At 35.7% G+C, this 21,834-nt stretch carries 18 protein-coding genes and 1 tRNA gene; 11 read left to right on the top strand and 8 right to left on the bottom strand.

Annotation, left to right across the window (positions count from 1 at the left end):
* The first annotated feature begins 4 nt into the window (after positions 1–4).
* The 5 genes from infB (at position 5) to RMO83_RS09865 (ending at position 5,856) form a co-directional block, all read left to right on the top strand.
* Positions 5–2,884: a translation initiation factor IF-2 gene (infB, locus tag RMO83_RS09885; RefSeq protein WP_310559517.1), complete on the top strand. Its 2,880-nt coding sequence runs from the start codon at positions 5–7 to the stop codon at positions 2,882–2,884.
* Between the two features lie 170 nt (positions 2,885–3,054).
* Entirely contained in the window at positions 3,055–3,492 is a 438-nt protein-coding gene (locus tag RMO83_RS09880) for a hypothetical protein (RefSeq protein WP_310559516.1), read from the top strand.
* 158 nt (positions 3,493–3,650) lie between these two features.
* A complete protein-coding gene (locus RMO83_RS09875; protein WP_310559515.1) occupies positions 3,651–3,896 on the top strand; it encodes a hypothetical protein in 246 nt (81 codons plus the stop codon).
* Positions 3,886–4,221 (top strand): hypothetical protein, encoded by a 336-nt coding sequence (locus RMO83_RS09870; protein WP_310559514.1) that lies wholly within the window; start codon positions 3,886–3,888, stop codon positions 4,219–4,221. The genes RMO83_RS09875 and RMO83_RS09870 overlap by 11 nt, the downstream gene beginning before the upstream one ends.
* Before the next feature lie 288 nt (positions 4,222–4,509).
* On the top strand, positions 4,510–5,856 hold the full coding sequence (locus tag RMO83_RS09865) for a deoxyguanosinetriphosphate triphosphohydrolase (RefSeq protein WP_310559513.1): 1,347 nt from the start codon (positions 4,510–4,512) through the stop codon (positions 5,854–5,856).
* 3 nt (positions 5,857–5,859) lie between these two features.
* On the opposite strand, the gene RMO83_RS09860 is transcribed toward RMO83_RS09865, so the two are convergent.
* Positions 5,860–7,629, bottom strand: a complete 1,770-nt coding sequence (locus tag RMO83_RS09860; RefSeq protein WP_310559512.1) for a 1-deoxy-D-xylulose-5-phosphate synthase — start codon at positions 7,627–7,629, stop codon at positions 5,860–5,862.
* Between the two features lie 38 nt (positions 7,630–7,667).
* Here RMO83_RS09860 and RMO83_RS09855 point away from each other — a divergent pair, with 38 nt between their 5' ends.
* Entirely contained in the window at positions 7,668–8,111 is a 444-nt protein-coding gene (locus RMO83_RS09855; protein ID WP_310559511.1) for a nucleoside deaminase, read from the top strand.
* A 163-nt stretch (positions 8,112–8,274) separates the two neighbouring features.
* Here RMO83_RS09855 and RMO83_RS09850 read toward each other — a convergent pair whose 3' ends face one another.
* The 4 genes from RMO83_RS09850 to ahcY all read right to left on the bottom strand — a co-directional run bounded on the left by RMO83_RS09850 (position 8,275) and on the right by ahcY (position 10,936).
* Positions 8,275–8,796, bottom strand: a complete 522-nt coding sequence (locus RMO83_RS09850) for a CIA30 family protein (protein WP_310559510.1) — start codon at positions 8,794–8,796, stop codon at positions 8,275–8,277.
* Between the two features lie 164 nt (positions 8,797–8,960).
* Entirely contained in the window at positions 8,961–9,293 is a 333-nt protein-coding gene (locus tag RMO83_RS09845; protein WP_310559509.1) for a type II toxin-antitoxin system RelE/ParE family toxin, read from the bottom strand.
* Positions 9,283–9,492 (bottom strand): hypothetical protein, encoded by a 210-nt coding sequence (locus RMO83_RS09840; protein WP_310559508.1) that lies wholly within the window; start codon positions 9,490–9,492, stop codon positions 9,283–9,285. The genes RMO83_RS09845 and RMO83_RS09840 overlap by 11 nt, the downstream gene beginning before the upstream one ends.
* A 127-nt stretch (positions 9,493–9,619) precedes the next feature.
* The gene (ahcY, locus tag RMO83_RS09835) at positions 9,620–10,936 is read right to left on the bottom strand and encodes an adenosylhomocysteinase (RefSeq protein ID WP_310559507.1); all 1,317 of its coding nucleotides are present in this window, start codon (positions 10,934–10,936) and stop codon (positions 9,620–9,622) included.
* A gap of 228 nt (positions 10,937–11,164) precedes the next feature.
* Here ahcY and RMO83_RS09830 point away from each other — a divergent pair, with 228 nt between their 5' ends.
* Positions 11,165–11,800: a 4'-phosphopantetheinyl transferase superfamily protein gene (locus tag RMO83_RS09830; protein ID WP_310559506.1), complete on the top strand. Its 636-nt coding sequence runs from the start codon at positions 11,165–11,167 to the stop codon at positions 11,798–11,800.
* Between the two features lie 285 nt (positions 11,801–12,085).
* Here the strand turns inward: RMO83_RS09830 and RMO83_RS09825 are convergent.
* The 3 genes from RMO83_RS09825 to RMO83_RS09815 all read right to left on the bottom strand — a co-directional run bounded on the left by RMO83_RS09825 (position 12,086) and on the right by RMO83_RS09815 (position 14,148).
* Positions 12,086–12,159, bottom strand: a tRNA-Asp gene (locus tag RMO83_RS09825).
* An 85-nt stretch (positions 12,160–12,244) separates the two neighbouring features.
* Positions 12,245–13,171, bottom strand: coding sequence for a DUF58 domain-containing protein (locus RMO83_RS09820; RefSeq protein WP_310559505.1), 927 nt, complete (start codon positions 13,169–13,171; stop codon positions 12,245–12,247).
* 104 nt (positions 13,172–13,275) lie between these two features.
* Positions 13,276–14,148 (bottom strand): AraC family transcriptional regulator, encoded by an 873-nt coding sequence (locus RMO83_RS09815; protein WP_310559504.1) that lies wholly within the window; start codon positions 14,146–14,148, stop codon positions 13,276–13,278.
* A gap of 182 nt (positions 14,149–14,330) precedes the next feature.
* Between RMO83_RS09815 and RMO83_RS09810 the strand changes: the two genes are divergently transcribed.
* From RMO83_RS09810 to RMO83_RS09795, 4 genes are all read left to right on the top strand, one after another.
* A complete protein-coding gene (locus tag RMO83_RS09810) occupies positions 14,331–17,453 on the top strand; it encodes a TonB-dependent receptor (protein WP_310559503.1) in 3,123 nt (1,040 codons plus the stop codon).
* Positions 17,454–17,674: 221 nt separating this feature from the next.
* The gene (locus RMO83_RS09805) at positions 17,675–18,985 is read left to right on the top strand and encodes a RagB/SusD family nutrient uptake outer membrane protein (RefSeq protein ID WP_409025009.1); all 1,311 of its coding nucleotides are present in this window, start codon (positions 17,675–17,677) and stop codon (positions 18,983–18,985) included.
* A gap of 101 nt (positions 18,986–19,086) precedes the next feature.
* Entirely contained in the window at positions 19,087–20,703 is a 1,617-nt protein-coding gene (locus RMO83_RS09800; protein WP_310559501.1) for a hypothetical protein, read from the top strand.
* A gap of 17 nt (positions 20,704–20,720) precedes the next feature.
* Positions 20,721–21,605: a glucan endo-1,3-beta-D-glucosidase gene (locus tag RMO83_RS09795; RefSeq protein WP_310559500.1), complete on the top strand. Its 885-nt coding sequence runs from the start codon at positions 20,721–20,723 to the stop codon at positions 21,603–21,605.
* Positions 21,606–21,834: the final 229 nt, after the last annotated feature.

The raw sequence follows: 21,834 nt of genomic DNA, 5'->3' as shown, positions 1-21,834 counted from the left end.
TTTTATGTCTGAAGAGAAAGTTATTAGAATAAACAAAGTTTTAAGGGAATTGAATATTTCTTTAGAAAGAGCTGTGGATTATCTAAAAGATAAGGGGATCGTTGTGGAATCAAACCCGAACACAAAAATTTCTGAGGCGGAATTTAATATCCTGCAAAATCAATTTGCAGGCGATAAGGGAAATAAGGAAGCTTCAAAAGAAGTTGGAGAAGAGAAAAGAAAAGAAAAAGAAGCTTTGCGCATTGAACGAGAAAAAGAAATTGAAGACAAGCGTAAACACGATGAAGAAAGGTTAAAAAACCAAGAAGTTATCAAAGCTAAAGGTACTATCTCTGGTCCGGTTCACATTGGAAACATTGATCTGAATCCTAAAAAAACTGCTACAACTCCTCTACCGACATCGGAGCCATCTGTTGAAAAAATTGAAACTCCAGTTGCTAAAATTTCTGAAGAAAAACCAAATCTCAAGGAAGCCACTAAAAAAGACTCACTTCCAAAAGAACCTTTATCCGAAAAAATTATTTCAGATAACGATGACATTAAACCTGTACGTGAGATAAAAGAGACCAAAAAAGAAGTGACGCCTTCTAAAAAAGAAGTTCCAGAAGTTCCTGTTGAGGAATCAATCACAACAAAATACACTAAATTATCTGGAGCTACATTGACGGGTCAAACCATCGATTTGTCTCAGTTTAATAAGCCTAAAAAGAAAAAAGAAGAACCTAAAATCACGCCAAACAAACCCGGAACTCCTTCAGCACCTGGAAGTGCGGCTAATAATGCCAATAAAAACAAACGAAAAAGGATTGCACCAAAACCTGGTGCGCCAAGACCGCCTGCAACTCCTGGAGTTCCGGGTGCGCCAAATCCAAATAAAATTACTCCTAATGCTGGAGGTGGAGGATTCAATGCTAACAGAGGTGCAAGACCAGGTTTCGTAAAAGGGGCTAGACCTGCAATTACTGCCAAAGTTGAGCCTACCGAAGAAGAAGTTAAAAATCAAATTAGAGAGACTTTAGAGAAACTGCAAGGAAAAGGAGGTAAATCGAAAGCGGCTAAATACAGAAGAGACAAAAGAGATACGCATCGTCAAAAATCGGATGACGAGCAAAGAGCTTTAGACGAAGGCAGCAAAACTATCAAAGTTACCGAGTTTGTAACCGTTGGTGAAATCGCAATTATGATGGATGTGCCAATTACTAAAGTGATTGGAACCTGTATGTCATTAGGTATTATGGTTACTCAAAATCAGCGTCTTGATGCAGAGACTTTGACCATTGTTGCAGACGAATTTGGATACGAAGTCGAATTTATCACCGTAGATATCGAAGAAGCTATTCAAATTGTTCCAGACAAAGAAGAAGATTTAGTTTTCAGAGCGCCAATCGTAACCGTAATGGGTCACGTCGATCACGGTAAAACCTCTTTACTAGATTACATCCGTAAAGAAAATGTTATCGCTGGCGAATCTGGAGGAATTACACAGCATATTGGTGCTTATGGTGTGACTTTAGAAGACGGTCAAAAAATAGCTTTCCTTGATACACCCGGTCACGAAGCGTTTACTGCAATGCGTGCTCGTGGTGCTCAAGTTACCGATATTGCTATTATTGTAGTGGCTGCCGATGACGACATTATGCCACAAACCAAAGAGGCCATTTCTCACGCTCAGGCTGCAAATGTTCCAATTATATTTGCTATCAATAAAATTGATAAGCCAAATGCCAATGTCGAGAAAATCAAAGAAAAATTAGCAGGTATGAATTTACTTGTTGAAGATTGGGGTGGAAAAATTCAATCACACGATATTTCGGCTAAATTTGGAACAGGGGTTAAAGAATTATTAGAAAAAGTTTTATTAGAAGCCGAACTTTTAGATTTAAAATCAAATCCAAACAAAGCTGCGCAGGGAACTGTTGTAGAAGCCTTTTTGGATAAAGGAAAAGGGTACGTTTCTACCATATTAGTACAACACGGAACCTTGAAAATTGGGGATTATATGTTGGCTGGAAAACACCACGGTAAAATTAAAGCCATGCACGATGAACGAGGAAATATTGTGACTGTTGCAGGTCCATCAACTCCGGTTTCTGTTTTAGGATTAGACGGTGCGGCGACTGCTGGTGATAAGTTCAACGTTTTTGAAGACGAAAAAGAAGCGAAACAAATTGCTTCAAAACGTTCTCAATTGATGCGTGAACAATCGGTTCGTACACAACGCCATATTACCTTGGATGAAATTGGACGTAGAATTGCCTTAGGCCAATTTAAAGAATTGAACATCATCCTTAAAGGTGACGTGGATGGTTCGGTTGAAGCCTTGTCGGATTCGTTCTCTAAATTATCTACCGAAGAAATTCAAATCAATATAATTCATAAAGGTGTTGGAGCGATTACGGAAACTGACGTAATGCTGGCTTCTGCTTCAGATGCGATCATCATCGGATTTAATGTTCGTCCTGCTGGAAATGCGAGACAATTGGCAGACAAAGAAGAAATCGATATCCGTTATTATTCTATCATTTACGCCGCTATCGACGACTTGAAAGACGCAATGGAAGGAATGTTGGCACCGGAAATGAAAGAAGAAGTGCTTGGTACTGCAGAAATTCGTGAGATATTCAAAATATCTAAAGTAGGCTCTATTGCTGGAAGTATGGTTGTGGATGGTAAAATTGTTAAAAATGCTAAAATGAGAATTATTAGAGACGGCGTTGTTGTCTTTACTGGTGAACTTTTAGCCTTGAAACGATTCAAAGATGATGTGAAAGATGTAGCCAAAGGTTATGATTGTGGTATTCAAATAAAAGGATACAATGATATCGAAGAAAGAGATATTATCGAATCGTATCACGAAGTTGCTATCAAAAAGAAATTGAAATAAAATTTCAATATAATTTATAAGAAATCCCGATTACTCGGGATTTTTTTTGTTGTAGATGGTGGCTGATTGTTTTTCTGTAATGATTAGAATATTTAGTAAATTTGTTTTGGTCATATTTAGAGTATTGCGGATTGCAAATCTGCTATTTCGCAAAAAAAATTACTTAGGAAATGAGAAAAATAATAATTATTGTTGCTTTAGCAATATCATTGATGAGTACAAAATGTGCAGAAAAACCTGTAAATATTGTTTTTGATAATAAGTCAGAAAGGAACATCGTTTTTTCTTCAATAAAAACCACGGATTCTTTAAAAATTTTAATTTCAGAAAAATCTTATCTTGACCCTCGTTTTAAATATTTAAAAAGGAATAGTATAAGATTAGATACTTTATCAAGAGCTGAGGGATATTACTATTTATCTAAAGACGAAACTTTTTATACATTCTATTTTTTAAGGGTGATAAAATTTGATACACATACAAATAATTATGTTTTTGAAAAAAAATATGACAGTATTAATTTAGGGAAAGAAAAGATTTATATTGGGGATGAATGTAATAATACATTTATATATACTAATAAGAAAATTGTTTTTAAAAGTCGATAGGTACTTAATCCCCAACGCTGACACCCGTCGCACTTATGCATACTAAGAATTTCAAAACGAATGTTGGCTTCTATTATCTATAAAAGTAACCAAAAGAAAAGTGTTATTTTCAACGTGTTAATGATTTTCGTATATTTGCATTTATAAACAAAGCAGTTATGGTAACAATCAAATTAAAAGAAAATTCGAAACAGGCAAAAATAGTCTTAGAAATGCTAAAAACATTTTCATTTGTAGAAGTTGTCCCAACAGAGTTAAACAATTTGAAAAAAGAGTCTGTTGCAAAGAAAATTCCTTCTCCAAAAGTTTTACAAGATTTAGATTTAGCTTTTAAACAATTAAAAGAGTCAAAGCAAAGTAATTCAAAACGTAAGACTTTAGATGAATTGTTAAATGAAAAATAAGATTGTAACCTTACCCATTTTTGATGTTCGTTATAAAAGATTTTCTAAAAAATTTCCTTCCTTAGAAAATGAATTGTTAGCATTGAAAGCGCTATTATTAGAAAATCCAAAAAGTGGCATACTAATTACTGCAAATGCATACAAAATAAGATTAGCAAGTTCTGACAAGAATTCTGGTAAAAGCGGTGGATTTAGAGTAATTACTTATTTGATTGATGAAAAGGAAAATGGAGTTGAAATAAATTTATTGCTCATTTACGATAAATCGGAAGAGAGTTCAATAAAGAAATCAGAAATAATTAAAATAATTCAAAAGTATTTTTAACGAACGTTGTATGAAGTAGCTATCAAAAAGAAATTGAAATAAAATTTCAATATAATTTATAAGAAATCCCGATTGCTCGGGATTTCTTATTTTTACGTATTGTTCAATCATTTTTTTTGCCGAACTACTTTAAAAACCATAATTCGATGCAAACTATTTCCTTTTTAAATTATTCTGAATTACGAAATTGTTTACGAAATTATTCTAATTTTGTTTTTAATAAATTTGAACCACAAATAAAACAATCTGTACGCTTATTACCGCTAACTTTTAACTTCTAACCCTTCAATGAACTGGGAACAACTTTTATCACTAAAACGCCAAGGCGACACGAGCAAACGTTTACGAATTGAACAAGACGATACCCGTTTGGGCTTTGAAGTAGATTATGATCGTATTATATTCTCGTCGGCTTTCAGGAGTTTGCAGGATAAAACACAGGTTATTCCGCTTTCGAAAACTGATTTTGTTCACACCCGATTGACGCACAGTTTGGAAGTTTCGGTTGTTGGGCGTTCTATTGGGCGATTGGTTGGCAAAAAAATAATCGAAAAATACCCGCATTTGGCGGCAATTCACGGTTTTCAAGCCAACGATTTTGGAGCAATTGTGGCTGCGGCTTCTTTGGCACACGACATCGGAAATCCACCTTTTGGACATTCTGGAGAAAAAGCCATTGGAGAATATTTTTGTATTGGAAAAGGACAAAAATTCAAAGACCAACTTTCCGACAAAGAATGGCAAGATTTAATTGATTTTGAAGGTAATGCCAATGGATTTTCAGTGCTTACCGCAAGTCGTCCTGGAATTGAAGGAGGATTACGAATTTCGTATGCCACTCTAGGTGCTTTTATGAAATATCCTAAGGAAAGTTTACCCAAAAAACCAACACAAAACATCGCCGATAAAAAATACGGATTCTTTCAATCGGACGCGGCATTTTTTCAAGAAGTAGCAGCGGAATTAGGAATGATTCCAAACAAAAACGGAAATGACATTGGTTTCGAAAGACATCCTTTGGCTTATTTGGTCGAAGCTGCCGATGATATTTGCTATACGATTATCGACTTTGAAGACGGTATAAATCTAGGATTAGTTGCTGAAGATTTCGCCTTAGAATATTTAATAAAATTAGTAAAAGACAGCATAGATTCGGCTAAATACAATTCTTTAACCACAAAAGAAGACCGAATAAGTTATTTGAGAGCGTTGGCAATTGGAAGTTTAATCAATGATGCCGTGAAAGTTTTTATCGAAAACGAAGAAGCAATTTTGCAAGGAAGATTTCCTTATGCTTTGATGGACAAAAGCAAGTATAAAGTTCAAATGGATGATATCATTAAATTGAGCGTCAAAAATATTTATCAAAGTCGAGAAGTAATTGAAAAAGAAATTGTTGGTTACCAAATTATTCAAACCTTATTGGATAAATTTATCACCGCTTTCAACAATAAATTCAACGATAATGCGTCCAATTACGACAAATTATTGTTGAAAATGTTACCCGAAAAATTCTTGGAGGAGAAGGATGATTTGTATAAAAGGCTTTTGCATATTTGCCATTACGTTTCCCTTTTGACCGATGGAAATGCTTTGGAACTATATGAAACTATCAATGGCAGAAAAACGAATTAAGTATTAATAAACTGAAAAGAGAGTCACTAAACTCTCCATATCTATTTTACAATAGTGTTGTAGTTCTTCAACAGATCCTTGTTCAATAAATTCATCAGGAATACCAAGTGTTTTTATGTTTGAAGTGTAATTATTTTGTGCTGAAAACTCAAGAATTGCAGTTCCAAAACCACCTTTGATTGCACCATCTTCAATGGTAATTATAGTTTCAAATTCCTTGAAAATGTTATGCAATAATTTTTCGTCCAATGGTTTAACAAAGGCAAAATCATAATGAGCAATAGTTTCTGGATTATTCAATTTAGCTAGAGCCAATGTCACATTATTCCCGATTATTCCATTGGAAAGAACGGCCACTTTCGTTCCTTTTTGGAGACAATTTGCTTTACCGATTTCTATTTTCTCGTAAGGCTTTTGCCAATCCACAATATGACCACGACCACGAGGATAGCGAATCGCAATAGGATGATTCAAACCCAATTGAGCCGTATATAAAATGTTTCGCAAGGCGATTTCATTCAAAGGTGAATACACAATCATATTGGGAATACAACGCAAATAAGCCAAATCGAAAACGCCGTGATGGGTTGCGCCATCTTCGCCAACCAATCCTGCTCTGTCCAAACAAAAAATTACTGGCAAATTTTGTAAAGCCACGTCGTGTATGACTTGGTCGTACGCGCGCTGCAAAAATGTGGAATAAATATTGCAAAAAACTACCATTCCTTGTGTCGCCATTCCTGCAGAAAGTGTGACTGCGTGTTGCTCAGCAATTCCCACATCGAAAGCGCGTTTTGGGAAAGCGTCCATCATCAATTTTAATGAACTTCCCGATGGCATTGCGGGTGTGATTCCAACAATTTTTTCATTGGCTTTCGCCAAATCCAATACCGTTAATCCAAAAACATCCTGATATTTTGGAGGTATATTTTCTTCTAACTTTGGAATTATTTCACCAGTCAAGGCATCAAATTTTCCCGGTGCGTGGTACTTTACTTGATCTTCTTCAGCTTGTTGTAAACCTTTTCCTTTTTTGGTAATGATGTGAAGGAATTTTGGGCCTTTTACTTTTTTCAGCCTTTTCAATTCCCTGATAACTGCAAAAATATCGTTGCCGTCAATTGGTCCTGAATAATCAAAATTCAGGGATTTAATCATATTATTTTGCTTCGGATTTTTACCTTCTTTCACGGCAGTGAGATACTTTTTTAAGGCACCAACACTCGGATCAATCCCAATAGCATTGTCGTTGAGGATTACCAACAAATTAGCGTCGGTAACTCCAGCGTGATTCAATCCTTCAAAAGCCATTCCTGATGCGATGGAAGCGTCGCCAATGACCGCAATATGCTGTTTTTCGAAATCGCCTTTTAAATTCGAAGCAATCGCCATTCCCAAAGCTGCCGAAATAGAAGTCGAAGAATGTCCGACTCCAAAAGCATCGTAAATACTTTCGCTTCTTTTTGGGAAACCAGAAATGCCGTTTAGTTGCCGATTAGTGTGGAAAATTTCTTTTCTTCCGGTCAGTATTTTGTGACCATACGCTTGATGTCCCACGTCCCAAATTAATAAATCATTAGGAGTATCAAATACATAATGCAAAGCAATCGTAAGTTCGACAACACCAAGGCTTGCGCCCAAATGTCCTTCTTTTACCGAAACAATATCAATAATAAAATCGCGCAATTCTTGGGCAACTTGAGGAAGTTGAGCTTCGTCAAGTAAGCGTAAATCGGTTGGATTGTTGATGTTTTTAAGTAAATTGTCTGACATAAAGCAAATGTACGAATTGAATTCTTATTTTTGTAATTATGGAAAATCCTTTCACCGACGAATATTTTATGAAGAAGGCCTTGCAAGAGGCAGAAATGGCTTTTGAGAAAGACGAAATTCCTGTTGGTGCCGTCATTGTCATTGATAATAAAGTCATTGCCAGAGGTCATAACCTTACCGAAATGCTCAATGATGTTACTGCTCACGCCGAAATGCAAGCCATCACAGCCGCCGCCAATTTTCTTGGTGGAAAATATTTAGTGGGTTGCACGTTATATGTCACGATTGAACCTTGCCAAATGTGCGCCGGTGCTTTGTATTGGAGTCAGATTTCGAAAATTGTTTTTGGAGCCAGTGATGAACATCGCGGTTTCGAGAAAATGGGAACACAATTGCATCCAAAATCTACAGTAGTTCGCGGAGTTTTAGCGAATGAAGCGTCGGAATTGATGAAACGGTTTTTTGCTGAGAAAAGGAAATAGCTATAAATGACCGAAACTGTTTCACCATTAATTTACCTCAAGACAGCGCAAATTTTATTAGTGTGGAAACAAAATTTTGCTTGGAAGCTTTTGATTTATATGCTTCAGGATTATTCATATCAATTTCAAATATCATTCTCCAAATTGGTTTTGGGAGCTTGAACTATTTAACTTCAATTTTATCAATTAGTAATTGAAAATCTTCCTTTTTTTTATTTCCAACCAAAAAGGCAATTTCCTCTAAACTAACGCCATCATAATTTGGAATATCAATTGTTCTTCCCCTAAACGAAGCGTATAATTCGGTGATTGGGATTTCTATGGTTTGCCAATCCGTAGTAGTTTGAAATTCGTAAATATAGGAATAGTAATTGCTTCGTTCTGATTTCACTCTGAACTGATATTTTTTGCCATCTCCTTTCAATCGGATACTGAAAATCTTTTTTTCTTTCAACGAAACAGGTTTTGGATAATGTTGCACAGAACAAAAGCCGCCATTGTTTTCTAAAGAAATATTTCCTTCAAACACGCCATTACCAGACGCATCAACAAAAAATTTACTTGATGAAATGCCACCCATTACACTGTCATCAACAACTCTCCAATTATCAATATTGCTTTTTACATCAAAATCAAAGAGCACAATAGGATTCATAGTTAAAGAAAATAAAAGAATAATAAACATAGTTTTAAATTTTTACAATTTAAAGGTATTCCTTTATTTGCTAACACATTAAAACTTTAACATATTTGGATATTGAATATAACAGTTGTTTAATAATTGCAAATTAATCTCTGTTTTAATCAAAAAAAACCCTCACATCCCGAAACTTCGGGACTGCAAGGGTTCTATTCTAATTCCAAATTGGCAATCATCATTTTGAGTTCATTGGGTTTTAAGTTTTCTTTTTCGCTTTTGTCATAAATCGTAAGTAAATAAACCGTTTCACTTTCAACATATACATAAGTTATTGTTCTAGCACCGCCGCTTTTACCTTTTCCTTTGCTTTCAATGGCCAATCGAATTTTATAACAATTATTGCCAATAAAAGTTCCAGATTGTGGGTTTTTCGTGATTTCTTCGATGAGTTCTTTAAACTCAATTTTTAGCGATGGAAATTTTTTAACCAATCGTTTTAGTTCTTTTTCAAACCGATGGGTTGGTAAAATACTATAACTCATCAAGCAACTCTCGAGCGGTTTTCAACTTAGTTTTTCCTTCTTTGTGCAATTTAACTTCGCTAGCAGCTTCTTTTAAATCTGCAAACAAGCTAGCTTTCTCAGGAGTCATAGGATTTACTTTTTTCACAAAAGCAAGACTACGCAACACTTCAAGTCCAAAGGCTGCTTTATTATCGGGGATTTCTACTAAAACTTGCATGGTGTTATTTTATAAGGTGTTACAAATATAAGAAAAATAATATTTTGAAATCGAAAAACCCTCACATTCAAACTGAATTTAGTTCAGTTTCCTGCAAGGGTTCTGTCTTAATACTAAAGTCTTAATACTAATACCTATAATACTCTGGTTTAAAAGGTCCTTCAACCGCTACGCCAATATAATCTGCTTGGTCTTTACGTAAAGTTTCCAATTCAACACCCAGTTTAGCCAAGTGCAACATTGCCACTTTTTCGTCCAAATGTTTTGGTAACATATACACATCATTGTTGTAAGCCGCGCTGTTTTTCCACAATTCGATTTGAGCTAGCGTTTGGTTTGTAAAGGAGTTACTCATTACAAAACTTGGGTGACCTGTAGCACAACCAAGGTTTACCAAACGACCTTCGGCAAGTACAAGAATATCAACACCGTCAATAGTATATTTATCTACTTGTGGTTTGATTTCAATTTTTGTATTTCCGTAGTTACCGTTCAACCAAGCCATATCAATTTCGTTATCAAAATGCCCGATATTACAAACGATAGTCTTATCTTTCATAGCACGAAAATTACTTTCCAATACGATATCTTTATTTCCAGTTGTAGTAATAACAATATCAGCAGTAGGAATAACAGAAGCCAATTTTTTAACTTCAAATCCGTCCATTGCAGCTTGAAGCGCACAAATTGGGTCAATTTCAGTTACTGTTACAATAGATCCAGCACCTCTAAACGAAGCCGCAGTTCCTTTTCCAACATCACCGTAACCACAAACGATTACTCTTTTTCCAGCCAACATAATATCGGTAGCACGACGAACCGCATCGACAGCAGATTCTTTACAACCGTATTTGTTATCAAATTTCGATTTAGTAACCGAGTCATTCACGTTTATAGCAGGCATTGGCAACGTTCCAGCTTTTACTCTTTCGTATAATCTGTGTACACCAGTAGTAGTTTCTTCAGACAATCCTTTGATTCCAGCAACCAATTCTGGGAAACGGTCAATAACCATATTCGTTAAATCTCCACCATCATCAAGAATCATATTCAATGGTTTTCTGTCTTCACCAAAGAATAAAGTTTGCTCAATACACCAATCAAAAGATTCTTCGTCAAGACCTTTCCAAGCATAAACTTGAATTCCAGCAGCAGCAATCGCAGCAGCAGCCTGATCTTGAGTAGAGAAAATGTTGCAAGATGACCAAGTCACTTCAGCGCCAAGAGCAATCAAAGTTTCAATCAAAACGGCAGTTTGAATTGTCATATGCAAACATCCTGCAATACGAGCACCTTTCAGCGGTTGTTCGTCTTTGTATTCAGCACGAAGCGCCATTAAACCTGGCATTTCAGCTTCTGCTAATTCAATTTCTTTTCTTCCCCAAGCTGCTAGAGAAATGTCTTTTACTTTGAAAGCCACATAAGGCATAGTAGTTGTACTCATTTATAGTATATTTGTAATTATAAAATTTTTGCAAATTTACATAATAACTTTATAATTAAAAAGGGATTCTTGAACATTTATGAATTGTTTAATTCCGTAATCTTTTGAATTATAATGAAATAATTATTTTAAGAAGCTAATCCCGCTATTCGCTATATCTTTTTCTAACCCTGACGGGCTTAGAAAAAGGATGCCGCTGCTATCGGGGCTAAAAATCACGTTACTAAAATGCCTTTATTCAAAATCATAAACTTTAGCCCCACAACCCAAATCCTAATTTGGAAAATTACCGAAACCTTCGAGGAATTACGTTCAAAAGTAGTTTTAAAACCCAAAACCGAAAATAGGTTAAAGGCAATGAAATCCGAAATGCACCAACGGGCATTCTTGAGTGTTAGGATGCTTTTGAAGGAAGCTGGTTATACGGATTCCGAATTGCATTATGACGAATTTGGAAAACCTTATTTTAATTATGGAAAACACATTTCGATCACACATTCACATCATTTTTCCGCCATTATAATAAGTGATGAGACTGTTGGAATTGACATCGAAATGCAAAGAGAAAAAATCATCCGCATTGCCGATAAATTCATAAACGAGAATGAATTGAATCGATTGAGAAGTTTCAATAATGAAGATTACATCAAAAAACTAACCGTAAAATGGGGCGCTAAAGAAGCCATTTATAAAATTCGAAACGAAAAAGGAATTAGTTTCAAAGATCACATTCAGGTCAATCCATTTGAAATTCAAGACCAAAAAGCAATCGCAATTCTTGAAATGGAAAAAACCAAGCAACATTTTTCAGTCTATTTTACAGCAATAGAAGAATTTATGTTGGTTTATGCTTTTGAAATTTGACTTTTCAATAGTATTGCATTTAAAATAATCTCTTTTAAAACAGCTTAGCTAACTTTAAAAATTCGAAAGTAATTATTGAAACCTATTTTGGTTGTTCCTTTATTTCAAAACAGAAACACCCAAAAATCAAAAAAGCTATCCCGAGAATCGGGAAAGCTTTTCATTGGTCTAACTACTAAACCGCACTACGAGTTACAAAGTCGTAGCAAAAACAACACAACTATTTTAGATGCTTTTATGGGGCAAAAAAGCGATTCATCTCTGAATCGCTTCTCCCAATATTAGCGGTCTGGACGGGACTCGAACCCGCGACCCCATGCGTGACAGGCATGTATTCTAACCAACTGAACTACCAAACCTCTGCTTAATTGCGGTTGCAAAGATACTACAGAATTTCGTTTTCACAATAATTTATTCAAAAAATAATAATAAAATTTACTCTTATTATCCAAAGTTTTGTTTTTCAACTAAATATGTTGTCAATACTTTCTCAAAACTATCAGCAACCCCAACAGGAACGTACTTAATTTTGTTTTGTGAACAAGTTAAAGCTAGCCTTTTGAAATAAGTATTAACTCCTTTTTCATATTCTTCCTTCACATTATCGGCAAAAACAGTAATCTCCTCACCCGTTTCTAAATCAATAAACTTCCTTGGAGCGTTATCAAAGTCAAAATTCACTTCTGTTTTGTTATCTCTAACGTGAAATAAAACTACTTTATGCTTGTTATGTTTCAAATGCTGCAAGGCTGTAAACAGCGCTTCTTCATTGCCTGATTGAAACATATCTGTAAAAAGAATAATCATCGAGCGACGGTGTATTTTCTCAGCTATTTGATGCAAAAATTTTATAGTGTCAGTAGTTTTTTGAACCTTGGGTTTTTCTAGGAGATTTTCGAGAGCATTCAAAATCATTCGGTGATGGCGATCACTTCCTTTTTCAGGCGAATAATATTCATAAGAACCCGAAAAAACGCTCAACCCTATGGAATCGCGCTGCTTTTTTAAAAGATTCATCAAAACTGCGGAAGCTAAAACTGAAAATCCAATCTTATTTTGGTAAAACTCATCTTTTGCTTCCAACTGCGGATAATGCATCGATGACGAATTATCAATAATGATGTGGCAACGCAAATTGGTATCTTCCTCGAACCTTTTAGTATACAATCGGTCTGTTTTGGCAAATAGTTTCCAGTCGAGATGTTTTGTGCTTTCGCCCACATTATAGACTTTATGCTCCGCAAATTCAGCCGAAAAACCGTGAAAAGGACTTTTGTGCATTCCTGAAATAAACCCTTCCACAATTTGGTTCGCCAACAGCTCAAGATGCTGGAAACTTGAAATTTTTTCTATTTGAGATTCAATTTTCATATTTCAAATATAGATAAAAATTTTAGATTTTAACGCATAAAAATGTTTGAGGTCGGCATTAAATGAGTATACTTAACATTTGATTGAAAAAATATGCCTAAATGTTACAACACTCTTTTTACGCCTATAAACTGTTTTTTAAATTCCTTGGGTGTGGTGTTTTTTGCTTGTTTGAACAATCTATTAAAATTAGCAATGTTGTTAAACCCACATTTATAACTTATTTCCCCAATGCTTAATTCACTCTCCAATAACCACCGTGATGCAAAACTAATTCTAGTATCGTTTAAATAGTGTACAAACGTCTTGCCTGTTCTTTGCTTAATAAACCTATTGAATGAAACGGTGCTCATATTCACTAATGTAGAAATCTCACTTAATGTGATTGTTTGTGAAAAATTTTCCTGAATGTAGTCATATACTTTTTTTATCTTGTCGCTATTATGAAAATCTTCTTTTTCATTAATAGAAACAGAAAGTAATTTTTGACCTTCCGAAAGGGCAAGATCATTCAGAATAGAAATAAACTCTAAATAATATTGCAGCCCAGTAATTCTTGACAAAAGCATAATTCTAGGCATTAGTAAGTTTGTTGTTTCACGGGAAAATAGAATACCATGTTTAGCCCTGCTAAACATGTCACGGATAGGCTTGAAGATTCTTCTCGATAACATTTTTGCGTCAAATAAATCATTGTGAATATGAATCGTGATTTCATAAATCTCTTTACAAGTACAATTATGAAGTTCCCAACCGTGAACCACATTTGGACCCACCATTACTAATTCCAAATCATCAATTTCGTCAGTGTGATCTCCTACAATTCTCCTGACTCCTTTTCCCCTATAAATAAAGTTAAGTTCGTACTCAGGATGAAAATGTATAGGGAAATCAAAATCATCTTTAACCCTCTGCTCTACCAAAAAACTATCTTCTGGGATTAGTCTCGTAATTTCTCTGTAAGCATCTTTGATCATAATTAAATTTTGAATGTGATAATTAAAACCGTTTTTATTTTTGTAATTAGTAAAAAATCAATTAATAAATGACAAAAATTGATTAATATAAAATTTAGAATATAATTACTTTTGTAAATATATTGATTTTTCTTATAAAGAAACAATATAATTAACAAATAACTAACCAAAATTTTAGAAAAATGAAATTAACAAAAGTATTTATTTTTTGTTTCTTATCCGTTCTATTTTCCGTTTATGCGCAAGCGCAAGATCTTTCCATAAAAGGGAAAATAATAGACGAAAACGGATTACCCGTTCCTGGCGCTTCCATTTTAATTAAAGGAACGACAAAGGCAACTTCATCTGACATGGATGGAAATTATCAATTGAAGGCCGATCCTAATGGCACTTTAGTTTTTAGCTTCGTAGGTTATGGCACGGTTCAAGAAGCCATAAAAGGACGGGCTAACATTAATGTCTCTCTTAAATCGGAATCGCAATCGTTGCAGGAAGTCGTAGTTGTAGGTTATGGTACTCAAAAGAAAAGTGTGACTACTGGCGCTATCTCTAGTGTAAAAGCAAAAGATTTAGAAAAAGTTCCTAATGGACGTATCGAACAAGCGTTACAAGGAAGGGTTTCTGGAGTAGTGGTTGCTGCGCAATCAGGACAGCCAGGCGCTGCTTCGACAGTTAGGGTAAGGGGCTTAACAACTTTTGATACTAATGGCGGAAACAATCCGCTTTGGGTTGTTGATGGTGTAATTATAGATACTGGAGGAATAGGTTTTGTGAACCAATCTGATATTGAATCTATGGAGGTTCTGAAAGACGCTGCTTCTCTTGCGATTTATGGAGCGCGCGCTGCATCAGGTGTTATTTTAGTTACTACCAAAAAAGGGAAATCAGGTAAGTTTACTGTTGGCTATAATGGCTTTACTGCTGTTTCTGCACCTTCAAAAACCTTAAGCCTGCTCAATGCTAGTCAATATGCTACCATCATGAATGAAAAAGCTGGAGCCGCGGGACAAGCAATTCCTTATCCAAACCTATCTGGCTTAGGAGTAGGAACAGATTGGCAAAAGCAAATTTTTAGTAATAATGCGCTGAGAACTAACCACGAGTTTAGTTTGACTGGCGGAAATGATGTTTCTACCTTTTTCGCTTCCTTTGGAATTCAAGACCAACAAGGAATTGTTTCTAAAGAAATATCTAATTTTGGCCGAAAAAATATTAGATTAAATTCTAGTCATAAATTGTCAAAACTTTTTACAGTGGGGCAAACATTTGGCTTTACACATCAAAAAGGAGTAGGTCTTGGCAATACAAATAGTGAATTTGGTGGACCACTAAGCTCAGCAATAAACTTAGACCCACTAACTCCTGTGATTGTAACTGATCCAGTTGTCGCAGCTAGCCCATTATATAGTGATCCGTATATAATTAGAGATGCAAATGGAAATCCTTATGGTATTTCTACACCTGTTGGACAAGAAATGACTAATCCCGTTGCTTATGCGAAAACGAGACTAGGGAACTACAATTGGTCTGATGATTTCGTTGGAAATGCTTTTCTTGATTTTACACCTATCAAAAAGGTGAAATTCCGTACTTCGGTGGGATTGAAAAGAGCTTTTTGGGGAGATGAGGCTTTTACTCCTAAATACCATTTAAGTGCTAGTGTTCGGAATACCGTTCAAAATAGTTTGAGCAGAACTACTAATGAAACTTTCAGTTGGAATGTTGAAAACACAGTTTCGTATACTGAAAGTATCAAAGATCATAATTTCACTGTGTTATTAGGACAAGGTAGTTATGTCGATAATTTAACTAGTGGCACTAGCGTAGTCTATCAAGATTTGCCAACTAATAATTATCAAGATGCATCATTCAACTTTAATATCCCAGCTGCAAAAAAATTAGGAGGTGCATACACTGCTCAACCACGTAAAGTTGCATCTTTATTTTCCCGTTTAAACTATGATTATAAAGAGAAATATTTATTTACTGGAATTGTTCGTAGAGACGGCTCTACCAATTTTGGCCCAAACAAAAAATATGGTATTTTCCCTTCATTTTCAACCGGTTGGGTACTTTCGAAAGAAAATTTTTGGAAAGAAAATTCAGTTGTAAATACTTTCAAATTAAGAGCGGGTTATGGTGTAACAGGTAATGATAGGATTAGAGAGAATGGATTTTTAGCACTGATAGGTTCAGGAAGAAACTATACTTTTGGTGCTGATGGTTCTATAATTTTTATAGGTAATAGCCCGGATGCACCTGCAAACCCAGATTTACAATGGGAACAGACATCCCAATTAAACGTTGGTTTTGACGCAAAAATATTCAACGATTTTAATTTGACAATTGAATATTACGATAAAAAGACCACAGGGATTTTGCAAGAGGTAGATTTACCAGGTTATATAGGCGCAAATGGAAAACCATTTGGTAATGTTGCCGATATGCAAAATTCAGGTGTTGAATTTGAACTAGGATACCGCAGAAAGTTTGGAGAATTTAACGTTTCTGCTAATGGAAACGTGTCTTACCTTAAAAATGAAGTTACATTTTTGGGTCTAGGAAAAACTTTTATTGAAGGTGGCCAACAATTTCAATCAATGGAAGGCGGAGTTACTAGAACAGCAATAGGACAAGCCTATAATTCTTTTTACGGCTATAAAACAGCAGGGATTTTTCAAACCATGGAAGAGGTAAATGCTTACAAAAACAGTGCTGGTGATTTAATTCAACCCCTTGCAGTTCCGGGAGATTTTAGATGGACAGATACCAATGGAGATGGAAGTATTACCACCGCAGACAAGCAGTTTTTAGGTAGTCCACTACCTAAATATACTTTTGGATTTACTCTCAATTTAGAATACAAGGGCTTTGACTTTATGGCCTTTATGCAAGGAGCAGCTGGCAATAAAATATTCCAGGGATTACGTAGATTGGATATCATAAATGCCAACTATCAAACGGAGGCATTAAGCCGTTGGACCGGTCCAGGAACATCAGATGATTATCCAAGACTTACCAATGATGATAAAAATGAAAATTTTGGAAAAATGTCTGATTTTTACCTTGAGGATGGAGATTATTTGAGACTAAAAATCGTTTCTTTTGGGTATTCATTACCAAATGATCTTGCAGCAGCGATAAAAGCTTCTAAAATTAGATTTTATGTTACTGGGGAGAATTTACTAACTTTTACTAAATATACTGGATTTGATCCTGAAATTGGGGGTGATGTATTCGGAATAGATCGAGGGTTTTACCCTCAAGCTAGATCATTTATGTTTGGAGCTAACGTACAATTTTAATTTAATTAAATATGAAAACAATAAAAAACAAATTTCTATTGATTGCACTTGCAATACTATTTATAATGGGATCTTGTAGTCAAGATTTTTTAGAAGTGGAACCGAAAGGTACAAATCTTGAATCCGGCTACTACAAAGATGACAAGGAAGCATTTGCTGGCGTCGTAGCCGTTTATGATATAATGAGAAAAAATTCAGGAGGCTTTGAAAATATGATTACAATGATGAACGCTGGCTCTGACGACCATTATGCAGGTGGCGGTGGCGCAACAGACGGAGCTGGTATTCAAGGTTTTTCTAATTATTCAATAACTGGATCGGTTATGCCTGCCAGTTTCTGGAGCGATCATTATCGAGGAATTTTTAGAGCTAATGTACTTCTTACCAAGTTACCGGCTATACCAATGAATGCAAATCTAAAAGCTAGATTTACAGCTGAGTGTAAAGCACTACGTGCTAATTATTATTTCAATTTGGTACGAATGTTCAAAAACGTACCACTGATAACCGAACCTCTTGCTACCTCGCAATATTTTACAGTATTACAGGCTGCTCCAGCTGCTGTTTATGCACAGATTCAAAAAGATCTTAAGGAAGCGATCCCAGATTTACCAATTTTAACAACTGCAGCAGAAAAAGGCAGATTTTCTCAAGGATCAGCACGCGCTCTATTAGGAAAAGTATACATGTACGACCCTGCCGGAGACAAAAAAGCCCTTGCTGCAATTGAATTTGCTGCAGTAAATGGAACTCCAAGTGGAACAAGTCAATATGGTTATAAATTATTAGACAAATACACTGACCTTTGGGTAATAGATAATAAATTTAATACCGAATCTATTATTGAAGTATCTCACACGAATGCATCTAGCACAGGATGGGGTAATTGGCAGAATGACGATGCGGAGGGAAATGTTGTTAATATTATGTGCGGCCCAAGAAATTACACAAAAATTGGTGCCACCGCTCCTGAATTGCCATCAGGCTGGAGTTTTAACGTAATTACACAAGCTTTTTATGATGTGATAAAGACTGACCCGCGTTTTGGAGCAACTGTATTAGATTTAAAGGCATTAAGTGATTCAAAACAAATAAGCTATATTGGTGGTTACCAAGATACTGGGTATTTCTTAAACAAATTCGTTCCACGTACAGCCGATATTACTACAGGAACAGGTGAGCCTGTATTAAATTACAGACAAAACACCTACGTAATGCGTTTAGCCGACACTTATTTACTAGAAGCTGAGGCTTTAGGCGGTACAGGAGCAAGAGCACAAGCCCTACTTGATGCTGTAAGAGCAAGAGTCGGACTAGCAAGCACACCGGTTTCATTAGCAGCTATTAAAGCAGAAAGAAGACTTGAATTGGCAGGAGAAGGACATCGTTTCTTTGACCTAGTACGATGGGGGGATGCAGCAACTGTTCTAGCAAGTAGAGGATTTAAGGCTGGTAAAAATGAAATATTCCCAATTCCTTTCCAAGAATTGCAAAATACTTTAATCAAACAGAACCCTAATTATCCAAATTAATTTAAAAGATATGAAATGAGCATATTCTGAAATTGGAAGGAAACCACCAATACTGAAATGCGAATTACTTATGAACGATTAAAAACAAAAAATATCTAGATATGAAAAATATAAAATTAATTTTCAGCTTTGTGTTACTACTAGCTGTTACCATCCGATGTAGTGTTCCTGACGGAATTGATGATGATACGTCATTTGTTAGTTCAGTTGGATCACCAACGAATATAAGTGCATTGTATAATATTACCCAAGACAACACAGGTCTTGTAACCATAACGCCAAATGGCGATGGCGCTACATCCTTTGCTATATACTATGGCGATGGTACATCGACACCGGCAACCGTTACTCCAGGAAACAACACATCCCATACATACAGAGAAGGGACTTTTTCTGTGAAAATTGTGGCTACAAGTATAAATGGCAGTAAAACAGAAGTAACACAAAACCTGGTGGTGTCCTTTAAAGCGCCGCAAAATTTGGTTGCTACAATTTCTAATGACTTACTTGTTTCTAAAAAAGTTAATGTTACAATAAAAGCAGCTTATGCAACAATGTTTGATGTGTTTTTTGGTGAGCCAGGCAAAGATACGCCAGTGTCGGCCAATGCTGATCAGACCGCTTCATATACATACGCCAAAGCTGGTACATATAAAATAAAAGTAGTAGCAAAAAGCGCAGCCATAAAAACTACAGAATATTCAACGGATTTTACTGTCACAGCTATTGTGCAGCCAGTTGCTTCTGCTCCGATTCCACCAACAAGACAAGCTGCTAATGTAATTTCTCTTTATGGTTCCAAATATACCAATGTAGCAGGTACAAACTATTTCCCGGATTGGGGACAAGGAGGACAAGGAAGTAGCTGGGGTGAATTTGACCTTAGTGGAGATAAAATGTTAAACTACATTAAGCTCAGTTACCAAGGAATTGCATTGGCCGATAATGTAACAGTAGATGTATCTGCAATGGAATTTATACACATGGATGTTTGGACTGCAGATGCACAAAAAATCGAAACCTCATTAATTAGCAAATCGAACGGTGAAAGACCGGTGGTGAAAGACCTTGTTGCCAATGAATGGACTAGCATAGACATTCCCATTTCGGCATTTACAAGTCAAACTGGATTTAAAGTGGCTGATATTTTTCAATTGAAATTTGTTGGTACACCTTGGGCTGCGGGTACTGTTTTTATTGATAATATTTATTTCTACAGAGCGGCTGCTCCTTCAAGCGGATTAGTTGGTACTTGGAAAGTAGCTGCTGAACCAGGTTCGTTAAAAGTAGGTCCTTCAAGTGGAAGTGGTGAGTGGTTTTCAATTAGCGCGCAACAAGTAACCGAAAGAGCTTGTTTTTATGATGATACCTACATTTTTTCTTCAAACGGATCTTTCAGTAATGTTTTGGGAACTGAAACTTGGATTGAAGGTTGGCAGGGCGTCACAAAGGATGCTTGCGCAGCGCCTGTAGCGCCTCACAATGGGCCTGCAGGAGCAACTTATCTGTACGATTCAGTTGCAAAAACTTTAACAATTACAGGTTCGGGATCTTATTTAGGAATTCCAAAAGCTAATAATGCTGGTGAGTTGCCTAAAACACCGGTGCCTAGTTCAATAACTTACAACGTCACGCTTACAGACAATAATAACACCATGAACGTTGTTATTGAATCAGGTTCAGGAGTGTTTTGGTCCTACAAATTAGTACGAATTTAATTTAAAAAAAATAAAAGATGAAAATTATAAAGTGTTTTTTAACTTTTCTCGTTACAGTACTATTTTTTAGTAGTTGTGTAACAGAGGACTATAAAATGGGAGATTTAACAGCTCCAACAAACTTGGTAATAACCCCCGAATTAAAGGGGAAAGATGCGACTAACCCTTTTGGAGACGGATCTGGTGTGGTAAATGTGACTGCAAAAGCAGACAATGCATTGTCGTATAAGTTTATTTATAATGGTGAGCCAAAAGTACAACCCTCAGGACAGATGAAGTATAGTTTTGGAACTACAGGTACAAATAAATATACGATTACTGTTGTAGCCAGCGGAAAAGGCGGTACAAGCGCTACTAAAACTATTGAATTTGAGGTAAAGGTAGTATATGTACCACCCGCAGAATTGGTAACGCTTCTTACTGGAAATAGTTCAAAAACTTGGAAAATAAAAGCGGACGGTGTTGGCCATTTTGGACTTGGTCCTGTTGGTGGTAATACTCCAACAGAATGGTATGGCGCACCTCCACAAGGAAAAGCAAGTTCAGGAATGTATGATGACCGCTACACTTTTACATCAACATTAGATTTTACTCACAATACTGGAGCTGATGGAACTGTTTTTGGTCGTAAAGTATTAATTGAACAATTAAATGGACCAGGCGGCACTGCAGACGGTGATGATATTTTGCAGTATCCGCTTGCTACAAATTCTGGAAAATATACATTATCAGCTCCAAACGGAGTAGAGACTATTACTCTTTCTGGAAAAGGTTTTATTGGTTATTATACTGGAGGAAGCCACCAATATAGAATATTCAAAAGAGAAAATAACGAATTGATTTTAAGTACAGCAGATGGCAACAATGGCTTTGAATGGTGGTTTATTATAGTACCTGAATAAATCACATACTTTAATTTAAAAAAGGAGGAGTGATGTATTTTACTCCTCTTTTTATGTTAATCGGGACGCGATCGTTTTCAGGTAATGATTTAAATAGTCATTCCTTAAAAATGAATTAACAATTTGATTGTTAATAACTTGTGATTAAATTCAGTTGAAAACAGTACTTTTAAATCGCCAAAAAGTGTATATTTCGGTATAAAAAAGTGGCAATATGTTAGGCAAAATA

It is taken from the genome of Flavobacterium sp., from assembly GCF_031423415.1.
Classification (GTDB): domain Bacteria; phylum Bacteroidota; class Bacteroidia; order Flavobacteriales; family Flavobacteriaceae; genus Flavobacterium.
This window is presented reverse-complemented; position numbering and strand designations above follow the sequence as displayed.

What these genes read in the sequence shown, in the direction of transcription:
- RMO83_RS09840 (WP_310559508.1), bottom strand. Translation starts at nt 9,492, where the DNA reads ATGCAAGTTTTAGTAGAAATCCCCGATAATAAAGCAGCCTTTGGACTT.
- RMO83_RS09870 (WP_310559514.1), top strand. Translation starts at nt 3,886, where the DNA reads ATGAAAAATAAGATTGTAACCTTACCCATTTTTGATGTTCGTTATAAA.
- infB (WP_310559517.1), top strand. Translation starts at nt 5, where the DNA reads ATGTCTGAAGAGAAAGTTATTAGAATAAACAAAGTTTTAAGGGAATTG.
- RMO83_RS09855 (WP_310559511.1), top strand. Translation starts at nt 7,668, where the DNA reads ATGGAAAATCCTTTCACCGACGAATATTTTATGAAGAAGGCCTTGCAA.
- RMO83_RS09815 (WP_310559504.1), bottom strand. Translation starts at nt 14,148, where the DNA reads ATGATCAAAGATGCTTACAGAGAAATTACGAGACTAATCCCAGAAGAT.
- RMO83_RS09845 (WP_310559509.1), bottom strand. Translation starts at nt 9,293, where the DNA reads ATGAGTTATAGTATTTTACCAACCCATCGGTTTGAAAAAGAACTAAAA.
- RMO83_RS09830 (WP_310559506.1), top strand. Translation starts at nt 11,165, where the DNA reads ATGCCTTTATTCAAAATCATAAACTTTAGCCCCACAACCCAAATCCTA.
- RMO83_RS09860 (WP_310559512.1), bottom strand. Translation starts at nt 7,629, where the DNA reads ATGTCAGACAATTTACTTAAAAACATCAACAATCCAACCGATTTACGC.
- RMO83_RS09850 (WP_310559510.1), bottom strand. Translation starts at nt 8,796, where the DNA reads ATGTTTATTATTCTTTTATTTTCTTTAACTATGAATCCTATTGTGCTC.
- RMO83_RS09820 (WP_310559505.1), bottom strand. Translation starts at nt 13,171, where the DNA reads ATGAAAATTGAATCTCAAATAGAAAAAATTTCAAGTTTCCAGCATCTT.
- ahcY (WP_310559507.1), bottom strand. Translation starts at nt 10,936, where the DNA reads ATGAGTACAACTACTATGCCTTATGTGGCTTTCAAAGTAAAAGACATT.
- RMO83_RS09800 (WP_310559501.1), top strand. Translation starts at nt 19,087, where the DNA reads ATGAAAAATATAAAATTAATTTTCAGCTTTGTGTTACTACTAGCTGTT.
- RMO83_RS09810 (WP_310559503.1), top strand. Translation starts at nt 14,331, where the DNA reads ATGAAATTAACAAAAGTATTTATTTTTTGTTTCTTATCCGTTCTATTT.
- RMO83_RS09805 (WP_409025009.1), top strand. Translation starts at nt 17,675, where the DNA reads ATGATGAACGCTGGCTCTGACGACCATTATGCAGGTGGCGGTGGCGCA.
- RMO83_RS09875 (WP_310559515.1), top strand. Translation starts at nt 3,651, where the DNA reads ATGGTAACAATCAAATTAAAAGAAAATTCGAAACAGGCAAAAATAGTC.
- RMO83_RS09880 (WP_310559516.1), top strand. Translation starts at nt 3,055, where the DNA reads ATGAGAAAAATAATAATTATTGTTGCTTTAGCAATATCATTGATGAGT.
- RMO83_RS09795 (WP_310559500.1), top strand. Translation starts at nt 20,721, where the DNA reads ATGAAAATTATAAAGTGTTTTTTAACTTTTCTCGTTACAGTACTATTT.
- RMO83_RS09865 (WP_310559513.1), top strand. Translation starts at nt 4,510, where the DNA reads ATGAACTGGGAACAACTTTTATCACTAAAACGCCAAGGCGACACGAGC.